The 17,202-nt window shown below is 75.9% G+C and carries 17 protein-coding genes; 7 read left to right on the plus strand and 10 right to left on the minus strand.

Annotation, left to right across the window (positions count from 1 at the left end; translation table 11 throughout):
• Positions 1–251: 251 nt before the first annotated feature.
• Positions 252–827, minus strand: coding sequence for a hypothetical protein (locus ACGF07_RS34235; protein ID WP_350746522.1), 576 nt, complete (start codon positions 825–827; stop codon positions 252–254).
• 254 nt (positions 828–1,081) lie between these two features.
• Here ACGF07_RS34235 and def point away from each other — a divergent pair, with 254 nt between their 5' ends.
• The 4 genes from def to ACGF07_RS34255 all read left to right on the plus strand — a co-directional run bounded on the left by def (position 1,082) and on the right by ACGF07_RS34255 (position 5,215).
• Positions 1,082–1,627, plus strand: coding sequence for a peptide deformylase (gene def, locus ACGF07_RS34240; protein ID WP_392905347.1), 546 nt, complete (start codon positions 1,082–1,084; stop codon positions 1,625–1,627).
• 100 nt (positions 1,628–1,727) lie between these two features.
• Positions 1,728–2,696, plus strand: coding sequence for a methionyl-tRNA formyltransferase (gene fmt, locus ACGF07_RS34245; protein WP_392905349.1), 969 nt, complete (start codon positions 1,728–1,730; stop codon positions 2,694–2,696).
• Positions 2,697–2,762: 66 nt separating this feature from the next.
• Positions 2,763–4,196, plus strand: coding sequence for a transcription antitermination factor NusB (locus tag ACGF07_RS34250; RefSeq protein WP_350746513.1), 1,434 nt, complete (start codon positions 2,763–2,765; stop codon positions 4,194–4,196).
• Between the two features lie 77 nt (positions 4,197–4,273).
• Positions 4,274–5,215, plus strand: a complete 942-nt coding sequence (locus ACGF07_RS34255; RefSeq protein WP_392905351.1) for a MerR family transcriptional regulator — start codon at positions 4,274–4,276, stop codon at positions 5,213–5,215.
• Here ACGF07_RS34255 and ACGF07_RS34260 read toward each other — a convergent pair.
• The 6 genes from ACGF07_RS34260 to ACGF07_RS34285 all read right to left on the minus strand — a co-directional run bounded on the left by ACGF07_RS34260 (position 5,184) and on the right by ACGF07_RS34285 (position 9,353).
• Positions 5,184–5,630, minus strand: coding sequence for a hypothetical protein (locus ACGF07_RS34260; protein WP_350746507.1), 447 nt, complete (start codon positions 5,628–5,630; stop codon positions 5,184–5,186). The two genes, ACGF07_RS34255 and ACGF07_RS34260, sit on opposite strands and share 32 nt — an antisense overlap.
• 200 nt (positions 5,631–5,830) lie before the next feature.
• Positions 5,831–6,160, minus strand: coding sequence for a sulfurtransferase TusA family protein (locus ACGF07_RS34265; RefSeq protein ID WP_392905353.1), 330 nt, complete (start codon positions 6,158–6,160; stop codon positions 5,831–5,833).
• A 144-nt stretch (positions 6,161–6,304) separates the two neighbouring features.
• Positions 6,305–6,832 (minus strand): MarR family winged helix-turn-helix transcriptional regulator, encoded by a 528-nt coding sequence (locus tag ACGF07_RS34270; protein WP_392905356.1) that lies wholly within the window; start codon positions 6,830–6,832, stop codon positions 6,305–6,307.
• A gap of 70 nt (positions 6,833–6,902) precedes the next feature.
• A complete protein-coding gene (locus ACGF07_RS34275; protein WP_392905358.1) occupies positions 6,903–7,259 on the minus strand; it encodes a DUF6204 family protein in 357 nt (118 codons plus the stop codon).
• Complete coding sequence (locus tag ACGF07_RS34280) at positions 7,256–7,696, minus strand: hypothetical protein (RefSeq protein WP_392905360.1); 441 nt, start codon at positions 7,694–7,696, stop codon at positions 7,256–7,258. The genes ACGF07_RS34275 and ACGF07_RS34280 overlap by 4 nt, the downstream gene beginning before the upstream one ends.
• Positions 7,697–7,907: 211 nt before the next feature.
• Positions 7,908–9,353, minus strand: a complete 1,446-nt coding sequence (locus tag ACGF07_RS34285; protein WP_392905363.1) for a protein kinase — start codon at positions 9,351–9,353, stop codon at positions 7,908–7,910.
• Positions 9,354–9,769: 416 nt separating this feature from the next.
• On the opposite strand from ACGF07_RS34285, the gene ACGF07_RS34290 reads away from it, so the two are divergent.
• The 3 genes from ACGF07_RS34290 to ACGF07_RS34300 all read left to right on the plus strand — a co-directional run bounded on the left by ACGF07_RS34290 (position 9,770) and on the right by ACGF07_RS34300 (position 14,284).
• Entirely contained in the window at positions 9,770–11,272 is a 1,503-nt protein-coding gene (locus tag ACGF07_RS34290) for a PQQ-binding-like beta-propeller repeat protein (RefSeq protein WP_392905365.1), read from the plus strand.
• Between the two features lie 242 nt (positions 11,273–11,514).
• Positions 11,515–12,324, plus strand: a complete 810-nt coding sequence (locus ACGF07_RS34295; protein ID WP_350743547.1) for an alpha/beta hydrolase — start codon at positions 11,515–11,517, stop codon at positions 12,322–12,324.
• 571 nt (positions 12,325–12,895) lie between these two features.
• A complete protein-coding gene (locus tag ACGF07_RS34300; protein WP_392905369.1) occupies positions 12,896–14,284 on the plus strand; it encodes an alpha/beta fold hydrolase in 1,389 nt (462 codons plus the stop codon).
• A 296-nt stretch (positions 14,285–14,580) separates the two neighbouring features.
• On the opposite strand, the gene ACGF07_RS34305 is transcribed toward ACGF07_RS34300, so the two are convergent.
• From ACGF07_RS34305 to ACGF07_RS34315, 3 genes are all read right to left on the minus strand, one after another.
• Positions 14,581–15,165, minus strand: coding sequence for a hypothetical protein (locus ACGF07_RS34305; RefSeq protein ID WP_392905371.1), 585 nt, complete (start codon positions 15,163–15,165; stop codon positions 14,581–14,583).
• Complete coding sequence (locus ACGF07_RS34310) at positions 15,162–16,304, minus strand: serine hydrolase domain-containing protein (RefSeq protein ID WP_350743540.1); 1,143 nt, start codon at positions 16,302–16,304, stop codon at positions 15,162–15,164. The genes ACGF07_RS34305 and ACGF07_RS34310 overlap by 4 nt, the downstream gene beginning before the upstream one ends.
• Before the next feature lie 186 nt (positions 16,305–16,490).
• Positions 16,491–17,111: a hypothetical protein gene (locus ACGF07_RS34315; RefSeq protein WP_392905374.1), complete on the minus strand. Its 621-nt coding sequence runs from the start codon at positions 17,109–17,111 to the stop codon at positions 16,491–16,493.
• Positions 17,112–17,202: the final 91 nt, after the last annotated feature.

Raw genomic sequence — 17,202 nt, forward strand, 5'->3', positions numbered from 1 at the left:
GCTCTTCGGTCGTCACAACCCGAATGCTGGACACCCTCCCTGCATGCCCGGAGCAAAACCGGCAAACCCAGCCGACTTCGGAACTACTCGTCTAGGAGCCGGGCCGTGGGGCGGGGCCGGGCTGCGTCGTGTCGGGCCGCGGCGGGCCGGGTGCGGCGGGCCGGGTGCGGCGGCGGGCGGTTCCGGCCTGCGGGCCGGCGGGGCCCCGGCGGGGGCGGGGTGCATGGGCCACCCCGCCCCGGGTGGCCCGGTCAGCCGCGCAGGGGGATGCCGGTGCGGTCGGGCTGGGGGCGCTCGACGGCGGCGCGCTCGACCGGCCCGCCGCGCTCCAGGGCGGCGCGGTCCAGACCGCCTTGCCGGGCGGCGGGGACGGTGGCGGACAGGCCGCCGCGTTCGGCGGCGGGGGCGGACAGCTCCTCGGAGCGGTCCGGGCGGTTGGGCGCCGGGACGGCGCCGCTGGCGGCGAGGAGTTCGCTGGTCGGGCGGCGCATGCCGTAGCGGCGGTGCACGGCCTGCTTGGTGACCCCGAGGGCGGAGCCCACCGAGTCCCAGGAGAAGCCGAGCGCCCGGTCGAACTCGACCGCCGCCGCCACCAGCGTCTCCACGCTCTCCCGCAGCTCCTGGGCCAGGCGCACGGTCGGCGCGGGCGCCCTGCCGTACACCACGAAGCCGGCCGAGGTGCTGGGGCGGCGCGGTCGGTAGACGTTCCCCAGCTGGGCGGTGAGCGTCCGCAGCGCGTCGACCTGCCGCCTCACCCGCTCGATGTCCCGCACCAGCAGGTGCAGGCTCGCCCGCGCCCGGGCGTCGTGGTTGATCTGCTCGGCCATGGCCTACGTGCCACCTTCCGTACGGTCAGCTCGGCCGGGGCGCGGTGTCCCGTGCGCCCGGCCCCGGTCAATCTCTCTTGACCAACGCCGAAGCGGGGGCCGGGGTAACGCGGCTCGCCGGAGTCCGGGCGCGCCGCGAGCCGGGGCGCCCCTCCCCGGGACGGGCCGTCGGGGCGCCGGGCGGGTTGCATAGACTTGCGGTGAACCAGTCGTTGCCCGTAGCCCGTCACCTTCCGGACAGGAGCCCGTACCCCGTGGCGATCCAGCCGATCCGTCTCTTCGGAGACCCCGTCCTGCGGGCCACCGCCCAGCCGGTGACCACCTTCGACAAGGAACTGCGCAACCTGGTCCGCGACCTCACCGACACCATGCTGGACGCCCCCGGCGCCGGCCTGGCCGCGCCCCAACTGGGCGTCTCGCTCAGGGTGTTCACCTACCACGTGGACGGCGTCACCGGCCACCTGATCAACCCCGACCTGTCGCTGAGCGAGGAGGAGCAGGACGGCCCCGAGGGCTGCCTCTCGCTGCCCGGGCTGCGGTACGACACCAAGCGGGCCCACGGCGTGGTGGCCAAGGGCTTCAACATGTACGGCGATCGGGTGACGCTGGAGGGCACCCAGCTGCTCGCCCGGTGCATCCAGCACGAGACCGACCACCTGGACGGCATCATCTTCATCGACCGGCTCGACCGGGAGCAGCGCAAGGCCGCGCTGAAGGCGATCCGGGAGACGGACTGGGGCGGCGGGCCCGCGCCGGTCGTCAAGGTCTCCCCGCACAGCACCTTCGGCGCCGCTCGCTGACTCCCGTCGGCCGGGCTGACCCCCGTCGGCCGGGCTGACCCCCGTCGGTCTCGCCGACTCCCGTCGGCCTCCTGAACTCCGTTTTGCAGAAAGGCACTTGATGCGTCTCGTGTTCGCCGGCACCCCCGAGGTCGCCGTTCCCGCCCTGGAGGCGCTGCTCGCCTCCGACCGGCACGAGGTCGTCGCGGTGGTCACCCGCCCCGACGCCCCCGCCGGGCGCGGCCGCAAGCTGGTCGCCAGCCCCGTCGCCCAGCGCGCCGAGGAGGCCGGGATCGAGGTCCTCAAGCCGGCGAAGCCCAGCGACCCGGAGTTCGTCGCCCGGCTCACCGAACTCGCCCCCGACTGCTGCCCGGTGGTGGCCTACGGCGCGCTGCTGCGGCCGGGCACCCTGGAGATTCCCAAGCACGGCTGGGTCAACCTGCACTTCTCCCTGCTGCCCGCCTGGCGCGGCGCGGCCCCGGTGCAGCACGCCGTGCTGGCCGGCGACGAGGTCACCGGTGCGTCGACCTTCCTGATCGAGCAGGGCCTGGACTCCGGTCCGGTCTACGGCGTGATCACCGAGGAGGTCCGCCCCGGCGACACCAGCGGTGAACTGCTCACCCGGCTCTCGGTCTCCGGCGCGCGGCTGCTCGCGGCCACCATGGACGGGATCGAGGACGGCTCGCTGCACCCCGTGCCGCAGCCCGCCGAGGGCGTCACGCTCGCGCCGAAGATCACCGTCGAGGACGCCCGGATCCACTGGGACCACCCCGCGCTGCGGATCGACCGGGTGGTTCGCGGCTGCGCGCCCGCGCCGGGCGCGTGGACGGAGTTCCGGGGCGAGCGGCTGAAGCTCACCGGGCCGGTCCGGCTGCTGCCGGAATCGGCCGAGCTGGCGCCGGGCGAGGTCGCGATGGCCGGCAAGAACAGCGTGCGGGTCGGCACCGGGAGCCATGACATCGAGCTCGGGGAGGTGCGTCCGCAGGGGAAGAAGGAGATGCGGGCGGCGGACTGGGCGCGCGGGGCGCGTCTGGAGCCGGGGGAGCGGCTCGGCGTCCCGGCCGGCGGCTCCGAGGGCTCCGAGGCCTGAGACCCCGGTCCGGCGTTACTGTTCGTCTGAGGACTTCGATAACCACCGCAGCACCTTGAGGCACCTGTGACCACCCCCAGCGCCAAGCGCGCCCCCCGCCCGCACCGCCGCCCGAAGAAGGACCCGGCCCGGATCGTCGCGTTCCGCGCCCTGCGCGCCGTCGACGAGCGCGACGCGTACGCCAACCTGATCCTGCCCTCGCTGCTGCGCGAAGCCGAGCAGCAGGGCATGGACCGGCGCGACGCCGCCCTCGCCACCGAGCTGGTCTACGGCACCCTGCGGCTGCAGGGCACCTACGACGCCGTCATCGCGGCCTGCATCGACCGTCCGCTGAGCAAGGTCGACCCGCCGGTGCTGGACGTCCTCTCGCTCGGCGCGCACCAGCTGCTCGCCACCCGCATCCCCAGCCACGCGGCCGTCTCGGCGACCGTCGAACTGGCCCGGGTGGTGCTCGGCGACGGCAAGGCCAAGTTCGTCAACGCCGTGCTGCGCCGGATCAGCGCCCACGACCTGGACACCTGGATCGAACAGGTCGCCCCGCCGTACGACCAGGACGCCGAGGACCACCTGGCCGTCGTGCACTCCCACCCGCGCTGGGTCGTCTCCGCGCTCTGGGACTCGCTCGGCCGCTGGCAGCCGGACGCCTCGGGGCGCTCCGCCGTCGAGGAACTGCTGCGGGCCGACAACGAGCGGCCCGAGGTCACCCTGGTCGCCCGCCCCGGCCGGGCCACCGTCGGCGAACTCGCCGACGCGCTGCCCGACGCCGAACCGGGCCGCTGGTCCCCGTTCGCGCTGCGGCTCGCCGAAGGCGGCGACCCGGGCGCGCTGGACGCCGTCCGGGAGAACCGGGCCGGCGTGCAGGACGAGGGCAGCCAGCTCGTCGCGCTGGCCCTGGCCACGGCGCCGCTGGACGGCCCGGACCGGGTCTGGCTGGACGGCTGCGCCGGACCGGGCGGGAAGGCGGCGCTGCTCGGCGCCCTGGCCGCCGAGCGCGGCGCGGCACTGGTCGCCAGCGAGAAGCAGCCGCACCGGGCCCGGCTGGTGGCGCGGGCCCTGGAGGGCAACCCCGGCCCGTACACGGTGATCGCGGCGGACGGGACCCGCCCCGCCTGGCGCTCCGGCGGCTTCGACCGAGTGCTGGTGGACGTGCCGTGCTCCGGCCTGGGCGCGCTGCGCCGCCGCCCGGAGGCGCGCTGGCGGCGCCGGCCGGCCGACGTCGCGGCCTTCGGGCCGCTCCAGCGGGACCTGCTGCGCTCGGCGATCGAGGCCACCCGGATCGGCGGGGTGGTCGGCTACGCGACCTGCTCCCCGCACCTGGCGGAGACCCGCGCCGTGGTGGACGACGTGCTGCGCGGCGAGGGCGGCCGGGTCGAGTGGATCGACGCCCGACCGCTGCTGCCCGGCGTGCCCGCGCTCGGCGACGGCCCGGACGTCCAGCTGTGGCCGCACCTGCACGGGACGGACGCGATGTACCTGGCGCTGCTGCGGCGGACGGCCTGAGGCCCGCCCCGGCGGCCGGTGGCCGGTGGCCGCGGCGGCTTGCATCTCCCGTAGGGGGAGGTACCAGGGTGGTGGCCGTGAACGGCGAAACGCGTCCCGTCTGGACGATCGGTGAACTGGCCCGGCGGACCGGGCTGACGGTGAAGACCGTCCGGTTCTACTCGGACCAGGGGATCGTGTCGCCGGCCGACCGCAACCCGGCCGGCCACCGGCGGTACGGCGCGGACGCCGTCGCCCGCCTGGACCTGGTGCGCACCCTGCGCGAGCTCGGGCTCGGACTGCCGGAGATCCGGCGGGTGCTGGAGCGCGAACGCGCGCTCCCGGACGTCGCGGCGGCACACGCCGAGGCGCTCGACCTCCGGATCCGGGTGCTGCGGCTGCGGCGTGCGGTACTCGGCGCGGTGGCCCGGAACGGGTCCACCACGGAGGAGTTGACGCTCGTGCACCGCTTGGCCCGGTTGACGGGGGAGGAACGGCAGCGCCTGGTCGGGGAGTTCCTGGCCGAGGTGTTCGGTCCGGACGGCCGTACCGCGGGGGCGGCCCGGTCGCTGACGCCGGAGCTGCCGGAGGACGCCACGGTCGAACAGGTCGAGGCCTGGGTCGAGTTGGCCCGGCTCGCGGGGGACGGCGGGTTCCGGGAGCTGCTGCGCGGGCTGGCGGCCGCCGAGGTGGCGGACTGCGGCGCGGGCGCACCGCCCCGGCCTGGACTGGCCGTGCTGGTGCGGGAGACGGCCGACCCGGCGGCCGAGGCCGGGGTGGAGCCCCGCTCGCCCGAGGCGGCCGAGGTGGTCGCGGGGCTGCTGGAGCGGTACGCCGCTCTGCCCGGGGTCGCCGCGACGGGCGGTGCGTCCCGCGCCCGCCTGCTGGAGCGGCTGCGGGCGATGGCGGACCCCCGGCGGGAGCGGTACCTGACACTGCTGGCGGTGATCAACGGCTGGGCGCCGCCGGAGGGTTCGGCGCCGGTGCTGGACTGGGCGGTGCAGGCGCTCACGGCTTCGGCGGGCCCGGGCAGTCGGTGAGGAAGGCGTGGGCCTGCGCCCGGAGGTGGTCGATCGGCGGGTCCTCGCAGATCACCTCCAGGCCGAGCCCGGTGGCCTGGCCCCGGTGGTAGTAGGACTGGTAGGCGAGGTACGGGCGGTGGTCGTCGGTCGGGTCGAGGCCCACGGCGAGGGTCGCGAAGTGGGTCTTCTCGTCGCCGGTGCGCTCCGACTCCGTCCGGGAGAGCTGCCATTCGAACTCGTAGGGTTCGGGGTCGGTGGGCAGGTCCAGGAGGGCCTGGGCGAGCCGGCGGACGTCGTCCGGATCGGCGAAGGGGAGCGACTCCGAGTAGAGCGGTGCGGCGGCGGACAGCTCCCAGCCGTTGCCGCTCCGGCTGACGGTCAGTGCCCACTCGCCGTCCTGGTCGTGCCAGCGGCAGCTGAGGATCGGATCCATGGTGGTCAACCTCCCTGTGGCGCGCGGCCGTTTCACCCCCGTCCGCTCATCGTGGCACATCGGGCGGGCTGCCGGAGGAGCGCGTCAGCGGCCCGTGGGCGGGGATGGCACGGCCGTGCCTGCTGCGGCGTGCGGTAGCCGCACGGGGCGGCGGCTCCGCGTTGCGGGGGCCTGCCCCGGCCAGTGCGTGGGGATTCCGGTCAGTCGGTGGCGGGGTGCCAGGGGCGGTCGGGGCGGGTGGGGACCGGGCTGGAGGTGAGGCGCAGCCCGTACACCGCGCGGTCGTCGGCGGGGTGGGGCACCGGGCCGAGGTACTCGTGGCCGGTCAGGTGGCACCAGGCGGGCAGGTCGAGCGGGGCGGCGGGGTCCGTGGTGTGGATGTGGACCACGGCGCCGGCCGGGAGGTGGGCGATGCGGGCGCGCAGGCGGAGCAGCAGCTGGACGCAGAGCAGGCCGGTGCCGTCGACGGTGAGGTCGGGAGCAGGGGCGGGGGCGGTGGCGGGGGTGCTCCCGACGTGGTCGTGCGTCATGTGCTCTTCCTGGTGCTGGTGCTGGTGCGGGTGCTGGTGCGGGCCGGCGGCGGGGGTGGGTGGGCAGGGGCGCTCGGTACGGCGCTTCGGTGCGGGCCCAGCCCAGGTCGCGGGGGTACGGGCGGCGGGCGGGGGCCGCGGCGGTCAGCGGGTCGTCAGGGGTGCGAGGAGGGCGCTGAGTGCGGTCAGGTCCTCGGCGGGCCACGGGGCGAACAGCTCGGCGGCGACCTGGCGGGCCGTGTGCCGCATCTCGGTGAGGCGTTCGCGGCCGGTGGCCGTCAGGGCGGCGTACGCGACGCGGGCGTCGCGTGGCGCGGGCTCGCGGGTGACCAGGCCGATGCGTTCCAGTGGGGCCAGGCCGCGGGTGACGCCGGAGGCGGTGAGGCCGAGGGCGTCGGCGAGGTCGACGCGGCGCATCCGTCCGCCGGGGGCCTCGCTGAGGCGGAGCAGCACGGTGAAGTCGGACAGGCTCACACCGTGGAGGCCGCTGAGGCTGGCGTCGAAGCGTTTGACGACGGTGGCCTGGGCGCGGACCAGGCGCAGGGCGGTGTCCAGGGGATCGGCTCCGGCGGGCACGGTCGTCGGTCGGGCGGAGGGTCGGGATGCGGGGTCCGGTGTCGGGTCGGGGACGGGTGCGGGATCAGGTGCGGAGTCGGGTGCGGGGATTGTCATTGCCACCTCCTTGACTGCTCAAGTATATGCCGAAGCGGAGCCGTCAAGGAGGTGGCGGAGGGGGAGGGGGTCAGGGCGTCGCGTGGGCGGCGCGGCGCCGGCGCTTGCCGAGCGGAGCCTGGGAGAGGTCCTCGGCCTGGGAGCGGAGGTTCCGGTAGCCGTAGCCGCGGCTCTCCAGCCAGGACCGTGCCGTCCGCTCGGCCCGCTCGGTGGCTGCGAGGATGTCCTCCTCGGCCTCGCCCTCGTCGAGGAAGCGGAAGGTGAAGGCGGTCCGCGCGGAGAGGTCGTAGCTGAGGTGGCCCTCGCGGGTGAAGGCGGCGTGCAGCACGTCGTGTTCGGATGCGGCGGCGAGGAGTGCGGTGCGCTGTTCGTCGGTGAGGCCGTCGAAGACGCCGCGCACCATGATGCGGAAGGTTCGGTTGGTCATGCCCCGACGATAGGCAGCGGGGCCGCGAGCCGCCAATGTGATTCCGGCGCGCTCCGCAGACCTGGTGCGCCGGGCCCGGGGGGCTGGGCGTGGCCGGCGCCGGGGTCCGGACCTGCGGGCTGGAGCTCGCGGTGGACCAGCAGCGACCAGAGGACCCAGCCGGTGACGCGGGTGCGGGTGACCAGGACCTTCGCCCAGCGTGCGCCGAGCGGCGAGGTCCAGGTGTCCACCACCTCCACCTGGTCGCCGGAGGTGGCGAGGCCGACCACCGGGTCCCCGCCGAAGTGGTCGAGGCGGACGTTGGCGGCGGTCGCGGCTACCTCCCACCGCCCGGCCCCGACGGTGGGGGGCCGCTGCTCGCCGGGGGTGACGGCCGCCGGGACCAGCAGGATGGCGAGGGAGACGGCCGCCGCCGTCGCCCGGCCGATCACCGCCACGGGGGGCTCGGGATCGCGCCGTGCCCGGGCCGTGCGGAAGCTGTGGAGAACGGGGAGATCATGTAGAGCAGAACGAGCCGCCCCGGTGTGCGCCTACGGGCACGCCCGGATGCTCACCCGGTCGAGTGAGCCCTGCCCGCCGCGGTGCGCCGGAGTCGCGGGCCAAGCTTGATCCGTTGCCAACTCGACGGCGATTCCGCTCAGTTGGGGCTCAGGACGGCCCGGGCTGCTGCTCCTCCTCGGGCGCGGACCGGGAGCGCGAGGAGAACAGCTCCTGCATGGTGGGGAGCTTCCGGCGGTGCGGCGCGGGCCGGGCGGCGGCCCGCTGCTGCGACGCCTCGGGGGCCGGCCCGAGACCGGCCTTGGCGACCGCGTCCGCCAGGAAGTCCGAGGCCTGGCGCCGGGCGTTGTCCACGCTGCGCCGCAACTGTTCCGCGTCGCTGCGCAGTTTGTCGGCCTGTCGGCTGAGCAGGTCGTTGCGCTGCTCGGTCTCGCTGAGCTTCTGGAGGCTGGCCGAGGCCCGGGCGGCGGCCTCGCGTTCCAGCGCCTCGCCGCGGGCCCGGGCATCGGCGATGATCTGCTGGGCGGCGCTCTCGGTGAGGGCCCGCATCTCCGCCATGTCTCGCTCGGCCGTGCGGCGGAGCTCGTCGGCATCGGCCTCGAACTGCCGCCGCAGCCGGGCGACCTCCTGGTGGGCCCGGGCGACGAGCGCGTCCGCCTCCCGTCGGCGGGCCAGCACGTACGGGTCCTGCTCGGCGGCCTGGGCGTCGGCGTGGGCCGGGGCGTGCGCGTCGAGGACGGTGGCCGGGTGCCGTTCGGGTCGCGCGACCAGGTCGGCGATCTGGAGCAGCCGGGCGGCGACCTGGTCGGCGTCGGACGGGCGGTGGGCCGGGTCCTTGGCGAGCAGGTCGAGGACGAGGGCGTCGAGGTCGGCGGGCAGCCCCGGCCGGAGGGCACCGGGCGCGGTCGGCGGGACCTCCCCGTGCTGGCGGATCAACTCGTACAGGGTGCCCCGGAACGGCGGGCGGCCGGTCAGGAGTTCGTGCAGCAGGCAACCGAAGGCGTAGAGGTCGGAACGGGCGTCCAGGGTGCGGCTGTCGAAGCGCTCGGGGGCCATGTAGGCGGGCGTGCCGACGATCACGTTGGTGCTGGTGACGCCGTCGTCGGCGGTGCCGGTGCGCGCGATGCCGAAGTCGACGACCTTGACCGCCCCGCTGGACAGCACCATCACGTTGGCCGGTTTGACGTCCCGGTGGACGACCCCGGCGCGGTGCGCGGTCGCCAGGGCCTGGGCGATCTGCACCGCCCAGGTGAGGGCCTGGTGCAGGGGCAGCGGCCCGTCGGCCAGCTGCCGGCTCAGCGGGGCGCCGTCGAGCAGTTCCATGACCAGGAAGAACAGCGGCCGCTCGGTCGTGCCGTGCCGGCCGAAGTCGTGCACGGTGACGATGGCGGGGTGGTTGAGCGCTCCGGCCGTGGCCACCTCGCGGGCGAACCGGGCGGCGTCCTTGGGGGAGTTGCCGCCGCCGGCGAGCGTCACCTTGACGGCGACCAGGCGTTGGATCCGGGCGTCACGGGCCTTCCAGACCGCGCCGAAAGCGCCCTCGCCGATCTGCTCCACCAGCTCGTACCGCCCGTCGAGCACCTCGCCCGGCTGCATCCCCGCCCCCTTCGCGCTCTGCTCCCGGCTCAACCTACCCCGGCGCCCGGGCAGTTCGGCACCCGCTTCCGGCCGGGCGGCGGCCGCGCCGGGTGGCGGGCGGTGCGCCGGGGCACCTCGTCCTCCGGGGTACCTCGGCCTGTGAGGCACCTCGGCCGCCGGGTCGCCGGTCAGCCCTGCGGTCCGTCCGGGCGCGGTCCCGCCGTAGCCGTCCGGGCGCGGTCCTGTCACTGCCGGCCGGGCGCCGTCCCCGCCACGGCCGCCGATTCCTCACGATCACGCTGCTCAGGACCTCCCATACACAGGGAGGAGCGGGGTTTTCCCTTCTCTTTGTTTCGGATCTTGCCGTGCTCTGCGACGATCCGATGATCGTCGCCTTGTTGCGGTGGGCGACGCGTCGCAGGGGAGAGACGGGCATGGCCGAGCGGTCCGAGCACGGCGTCGTCCGGGCGAGGGCGAGGTGGCACGCCGGGCACGCGGTGAGCGGGGAGACCTGGCTGGTGGTCTCCGGCGGCGTGCTGGGGTCGATGTTCGGGAGCCTGGGCCTGGCGGTGGTGTACGCGCCCGCGAACGGCTTCGGCGGCGACAGCCTCGCGCTCATGGGCGCCGCCAGCATCCTCGGGCTGCTGCCCAGCGGTGCCGGGCTCGTCTGGGCGCTGATTCACCCCCGGCGCGGACTGCCGTCCGTGGCCGTCGGGGCGCTGCTGGGGCTGGTCATCTTCCTGTGCTTCGCCGGGGACGGCCTCAACGACTCCTGGAAGGCCCCGCCGGACCGTCCGGCCACGGCCCGCGCCGTCGGCAGCTGGACCAGCGGCGACCTGGTGGTGCGGGTCCGGCCCGACCAGGTGGTGGCCTACCGCAGCGCCGGCGGCGCCGTCGCCTGGCGGTGGACCCCGCCCGGTGAGGACTCCGTGTGCACCATGAGCCGGGGGGTCGGAACCGGCGGCATCGGCCTGATCGGGCACTCCCCGCCCGACCGGCCCTGCGCCGCGGTGACGGCCCTGAACCTCGCCGACGGCCGCGCGAACTGGGAGGCCGCGGTCGACGCCCCCGCCCGCGACGGCGACTCCGCCACCTCCGACCTGGTCGCCGTCGCCGGCCCGCGGGCCGTCCTGCGGGCCCGGGACGGCTGGCGGGCCGTCCGGCTGACCGACGGCGCGGCGCTCTGGCGCAGCGCCGCCGACCCCGGCTGCACCCCCGTGCAGGTCGCGGGCGGCGACCGGGACGTGGTGACGGTCACCCGGTGCGGCGACACCGAGCCACCGGTGCTGCGGACCCTCGCGCCGGAGGACGGGACGGAGCGGTCGAAGGTCGTCCTGCCGGCCGCCGGCGGGGTGAGGAACCTCGCGGTGGTCTCGGTGGACCCGCTCGCGGTCTGGGTCGACGCCCAGGCCGAGGGCGGCACCCACGCCGTGCTCAGCTACGACCGGACGGGCCGGCAGCGCGCTGCCATCCCGGTCTCCGGCGACGAGTACGACCTCGACGTGATGCTCGGCGGCGTCCACGCCTTCGACGAGTTCAGCGCCCGGCCGCTGTTCGGCGGCGTGGTGGTGGGGGACCTGTTCATCGTGCCGGGCGAGAAGCCGGGCGACGTCGGCATCAGCGGCGGCAGGCACCCCAGCCGCACCGCCACCGGGCGGCTCGTCGCCTACTCCCTGGCGGACGGCGGCAAGCGCTGGACGGCGGGCCTGGACGACCAGGTGACGGGGGTGCTGGTGGACGGTGACGCGGTGTGGGCGATGACCCGGGACAAGGTCACCCGGATCGACGCGGCGACCGGCCGCCGGAACCGGGAACTGGACGTCAACGACACCGCCTCGCTGTACCCGGTGGACCTGTCGGCGGCGGGGCGGGAGCGGTTCACGGTGGTGGCGGAGGACGGCACCCGGGACGAACCGCCGGTGCGCGGGATGAGCTGACGGTCCGGCCCGCGGCCGGCGGTGGACGGGGCGCCCGGGGCGGGTCGGGCTGGGCGGGACGGGGCGCCCGGGTGGGTCGGGCGGCCCGGGGCCGCGGCTGCCGGCGGTGGACGGGACGGGACCGGACGGGCGGGCCGGGCGTGCCGGTGACGGTGCGTGACCGATCGGGGATCGACCGCTGAGCCTTCCGGGCGGTTGTGTCAGGCTGGGGGGAGAGCACCGCCGAGGTCGGGAGGCTCGTGATGGCCGAGATCAGGGTGAACGGGGTGTCGCTGCACTACGAGGCCCGTGGCGAGGGGCCCGCGGTGGTGCTGGTGCACGGCTCGTGGAGCGACGCGGACTGCTGGGCGCGGGTGATGCCGGGCCTCGCCGAGTCCACCACCGTCGTCGCCTACGACCGGCGCGGGCACAGCCGTAGCGAGGACCTGCTCACCCAGGGATCCGTCCACGAGGACGCGGCCGACCTGGCCGGGCTGATCCAGGGACTCGGACTCGCACCCGCCTTCGTCTGCGGGGAGTCGTACGGTGCCATGGTCACCCTCCGGCTCGCCGCCGCCCGGCCCGACCTGCTGCGCGGCATCGCCGTGCACGAGCCGCCCGCCAGCGGCATCCTGCTCACCGACCCCGACCTGCGCCCCATCGGCACCGCCTTCGCCGGCCGGGTCGCCGCCGTCCGGGAACTCCTGGAGCAGGCGGAGTCCGCGGCCGCCGCCGAACTGTACGTCGACAGCCTCGGATTCGGACCGGGCGCGTGGGAGCAACTGCCCGCGCCCGTCCGGCACACCTACATCCGCAACGCGCCCACCTACCTGGACGAACTGCGCGACCCCGACGCCCTCGACCTCGACCTCACCCGGCTCGCGCAGTTCACCGAGCCCGCACTGCTCACCCAGAGCGACGGCAGTGCGCCGATGTTCGGCGAGGTGCTGGACCTGATCGACCTCACCCTGCCGAAGGCGGAGCGGCACCTGTTCGTCGGCGCCGGCCCCGCCCCGCACCTGTCGCAGCCGGAGGAATGGGTGCGGGTCGTCCTGCCGCGCGTGCTCGCCTGAGCCGCCGCCCGGGGCGGGTCCACCGTCCCGGTGCCGGCCGAGTTCGTCGGCCGTCCGCTCGGCGACGTAGCGCGGTCCGCGCCGGAGGGTGCGCAGCACCACGCCCGGCACCTCGCGGCCCAGCAGCTCGGCTTCGGGCACGCCGCGTCGGACGTCATCCGGCTCGGCGACCAACCGCTCCGGTTCCGTTCGGCGGACGGCCGCCGACTGCCCGGCGACGGTCGGCCCCGGACCGGAGGGGCGCGGGGGGAGGAAGTCGGGGGATGCAGCCTCGGTCTGCCGGGCCTCGGGTGTGCCGGGCGTCCGGTGTGCCGGGCGTCCGACCGCTGGGCGGGCGGATCGACTGGCCGACGGGTCATCAGGACGGCGTGCTGACCGGGCCGTCGTGCCGCCGCGTCGCGCCGCTGCGTCGTCGGCCGCCGGAATCGCCGGGTTCGCTCACCCTGTACCTCCCCGACGTCTCGACGCTGGTGCGAATCCTGGTACGAAGGCTCGCCTCCCGAGTCGCCCCGGGCCAAGCTGACTGCGTGACCGCGTCAAGAGGGGCGCGGCGCGACCGGGAAGGACGAACATGACGAGCACGCGCGGCCGCCTCGCGGCCCTGCTGGGCGCCGTCGCCGTGGCGGCCGGCACCACCCTGGCCACTCCCGCCGTCGCGGCTCCGGCCGCACCGGCCCGGCACGGCGGCGGGATCACCGGACAGGCACCCTGCGCGGGCGCGCCCGAATTCACCTGCGGGACCGTCACCGTGCCGCTCGACCACAGCGGAGCCGTCCCCGGCACCCTCCGGCTCGACGTGGCGATGACCGGGAACGCCGACGCCCCCAAGGGCGACCTGCTGTTCCTCACCGGCGGCCCCGGCCAGCCCGGCGCACCGCTGATCCGGCGGATCGCGAGCAAGCTGCAACCCGTCCTCAAGGACTACCGCCTGGTCATGTACGACCAGCGCGGCACCGGGCAGCAGGCGCTGCGGTGCCCCGGGTTGCAGGAGGACATGGGCTCCTCCGACCTCGCCGTGCCCCGCAAGCAGTCCATCGCCGACTGCGCCGCCACCCTCGGCCCGAACGCCCGCTTCTACAGCACCGCCGACACCGTCGCCGACATGGACCTGCTGCGACAGGCCCTCGGCGACCGCCGCCTCACCATCGACGGCGTCTCCTACGGCACCTTCGTCGCCGAGCGGTACGCGCTCGCCCACCCGGCGCACGTGGCCCGGCTGGTGCTCGACTCGGTCGTGCCGCAGCAGGGGTACGACCCGCTCGACCTGGTCGCCCTGCCCGCCACCGCCCGGGTCCTCCGGGCCGCCTGCCGGGCGACCGGCTGCACCACCGACCCGGCCGCCGACCTCGCCGCGACCGTCCGCACCTACGGCAACGGGGCGCAGATCCTGGACGCGCTCACCAGCTACGAGTTCGCGGACCCGAACTACGGCGGCGTGCCGGAGGCCCTGCACCAGGCCGCCGCCGGGCAGCCGGAGAAGCTGCGGGCCTTCATCGACGAGGTGCACCAGGGCGACGCCGCGCCCGCCGAACTGCTCAGCCAGGGCCTGCACGCCGCCACCCTGTGCGCCGACGGCCACTACCCGTGGGGCACCTCGGACACTCCGGTCGAGGGCCGGGCGGCCGCGCTGGAGCGCACCCGGCAGCGGCTGACCCCCGAGCAGACCTGGCCGTACGACGCGGCGACCGCGACCGGGCTGGGCAGCCTGCTGGTCTGCCAGGACTGGCCCCGGGAGCAGGTGCCGCCGACCCCGCCGGCCCACCGCAAGCTGCCGAACGTGCCGGTGCTGCTGCTCGGTGGCGACCGGGACCTCTCCACGCCCTACGAGTGGCTCCGCCAGGAGGCCGAGTCGGCCCACGATCCGGAGGCCGTGATCGTCCCCGGGGCGGCGCACTCCGTGCAGAGCCGGGCGGCCGACCCGGCCGGACGGCAGGCGGTCTACGACTTCCTGCTGAAGTAGCCGGGCGGGGCGCGGAGAGCGCCGGCGGAGCAGCGGCACCCGGGGACACGGTCGGCGGCGGGGCCGCGATTCGCGGCGGGGGACGCGGCCGGCGGGCGGGGGAAACGGTCGGCGGGCGGGGGACACGGCGGAGGACACAGTGGGGACACGGCTGGACCACGGCGGGGGACCGTTCCGCACCGGGGACGGAACGGCCCTCCGCTGCTTCGCCGTCCAGCCGCAGCCCTGCCCCGGGCACGGGCCCGGGAAGCGCCGCCTCAGCCCAGGAGGCCGGCCTCAGCCCGGGGAGCCCGGCCTCAGCGCTCGGCGGCGGCTCCCCAGCCGTCGTCGGGCAGGGCGGGGTCGGGCTCGGGGCAGTCGGCGTGCTCGTACCCCCACAGCAGCGCCTTGTGCAGCAGCCAGTCCTCCACCCGCGGTCCGTCGTGGCCCTCGTGCGGGGCGAGGACCAGGGCCACCCAGAGGTCCTCGGCCGGTGAGAACTCCAGGGTCCGCTGGTCGGGCACGTTCTCGTACGTCACCGTCCGCCAGCTGCAACCCGCTGCCGTGAGGGCCGCGGTCAGCTCCGACTCGCCGACGCGGGTTGCGTAGGTCTCCGCTCCGCCCCCCTCCCGGGGGAGGTCGAGCTCGCCCTGCCAGGCCGGCAGGGTAAGCGACCGGAGCCGTCGGCAGCGGCAGAACACCGCCAGCACGTCGCCGAAGCCGAAGGCGTGCGGCCAGCGGCCCTCCCGGTGGATGCCGCCGCCGTCCCACGGATCGCCGTAGCGGGCGGCCAGTTCGGGCAGCGGGGCACCGTAGCGCAGCGCGCCGAGGGCGCCGGTGGCGGCGAGTTCCGTGACCCGCGCCAGGAAGTCCCGCCCCCGGGAGGGTTCCTGGGGCGTCACCCCAGGCACCCGCGCACCGCCTCGATCAGCCGGTTGGCGCGGGCGTCGCCGTGGCCGATCATCCGGTTCGCGACGTACCCGAATCCGACGCCGAACTCGTCGTCCCCGAAGGCGAACTGGCCGCCGGCACCGTCGTTGCCGAAGCTGCGCGGGCCGAGCAGCCGGCGGAAGGCGGGGGAGTCGAGCAGCAGGCCGGAGCCCCACCGGGCGCCCATGTCGAAGCCCAGGAAGCCCTGGCCGGAGGAGACTTCGCGCACCGCGTCGGCCACCGTGTCGGGGGAGAGCAGCCGCTCGCCGCCGTCCAGGCCGGTGGCCGCGGCCGCGTACAGACCGGCCAGGCCGCCGGCGGAGGCGACGGCACCCGCGCCGGGCAGCTCGATCGCGTGCAGGGCGGGGTCGTTCCAGCCGTGCGGCACGTCGAGGCCGGGGAAGACCAGCGCGCCGTTCATCGTCACGATCCTGGTGAGCAGGTGCTCCGGGCCGGGCATCGGGCGGCGCCCCTCGGCCTCCACCAGTCGGGCCACCCGGGGGAGTTCGGACTCCGGCAGGCCGATCCACAGCGGCAGGCCGAGCGGCTCCGCGATCTCCTTGCGCAGGAACGCGCCCGGGGTCAGGCCGGTGATCCGGCGGATCACCTCACCGACGGCGAAACCGAGCACGTGGCCGTGGTACTCGTAGGTCGTCCCCGGCTCCCAGAGCGGCTGCTGCTCCTCGATCGCCCGGACCACCGGCTCCCAGGCGGCGATCTCCTCGAAGGAGAGCACCGCGTCCAGGGCCGGGATGCCGGCCCGGTGACCGAGGATCATCCGGGTCGTGACGGCCTGCTTGCCGTGGCGCGCGAACTCCGGCCAGTAGCGGGCGACCGGGGCGTCCAGGTCGAGCCGGCCCTGCTGGGCGAGCAGCAGGGCGCTGATGCCGACCGCGCCCTTGGCGCAGGAGAACACGGGCACGAGGGTGTCCCGCGTCCAGGCCCGGCCGGTGCGCTCGTCGGCGGTGCCGCCCCACAGCTCGACCACCTTGCGGCCGCCCACGTAGACGGTGGTGGCGGCGCCGAGTTCGGGGAAGTCGGCGAAGTTCGCGGCGAAGGCGTCCGCCACGGCGCCGTAGCCCTCGTCCGCCCACCCCTGGTACTGCTGCATCGCTGCTGTTCCGTTCTGCTCGTGGCCCTGCGCCAAGATCGTCGACCGGACCACGCTACGGCGTCGGGACCGCCGTGACGAGCGATTTCGGCGGGGCCGGGACGGATGGGGCGGGTGTGACGGGCGGCCTTGCCGCGAGCGCGGTCGGGGAGGTGCGGTCGTCGGTCGGTCGGACCGGAGGGGCCGTCAGTTCGGCGTCGTGGACTGCTGGGCCGCCGGTGCCGGTGCCGGCCTCGGTGCCGGCTTCGGTGCCGGCTTCGGCTCCGGTTCTGACGGGCACGTCGGATGGGTCGGACTGGCTGAGCGGGTCGGGCGGCCCGGGCGGTCGCCGCTGCTCCGGTGCGGCCAGGAGGCGACCGCCAGGGCCGTGCCGATGCCGGTGAAGGCCGCCGCGCCGGCCGGGACCACCCAGCCGGTGAGCGGGTCGTGGCCCGGGCCGTCGCCGTGGCCGAGTGCGCCGAGCAGGGCGGTGAGCAGGCCGTACGGGACCAGCAGGGTGCCGGCCCGGGCAGCGGTGAGCAGCAGGAGCCGGAGCGGACGGCGCCGGGGTGGGCGGCGGACCAGGACGACGGCGAGGGCGAGGCCGGTCAGGGCCAGTACGGCGGTGAAGTCCACGCCGTGGCGCTCCAGCCAGACCAGGGCGGCGGGTGCGCCGTTGCGCCGGAACTCGTCGCCCATGTCGAAGCCGGCCCCCAGTCCGGCCCGCCCGCCCGCCGCCCAGTAGCTCTTCAGGGCGATGTACGGCAGGGCGAGGCTGCCGGCCAGGGTGACGGCCAGGGTGGTGGTGCGCGGCCGGTGCCGGTTCATGTCCGCTCCTCGGGCCTGGGGCTCGCTCCCATGCTGCTCCGCGCACCGGGGAGTTGTGGTCCTGCCCCGGGAGGGGGCGCCTCCCCCCGGC

Source organism: Kitasatospora sp. NPDC048194 (assembly GCF_043202455.1).
Classification (GTDB): Bacteria; Actinomycetota; Actinomycetes; order Streptomycetales; family Streptomycetaceae; genus Kitasatospora.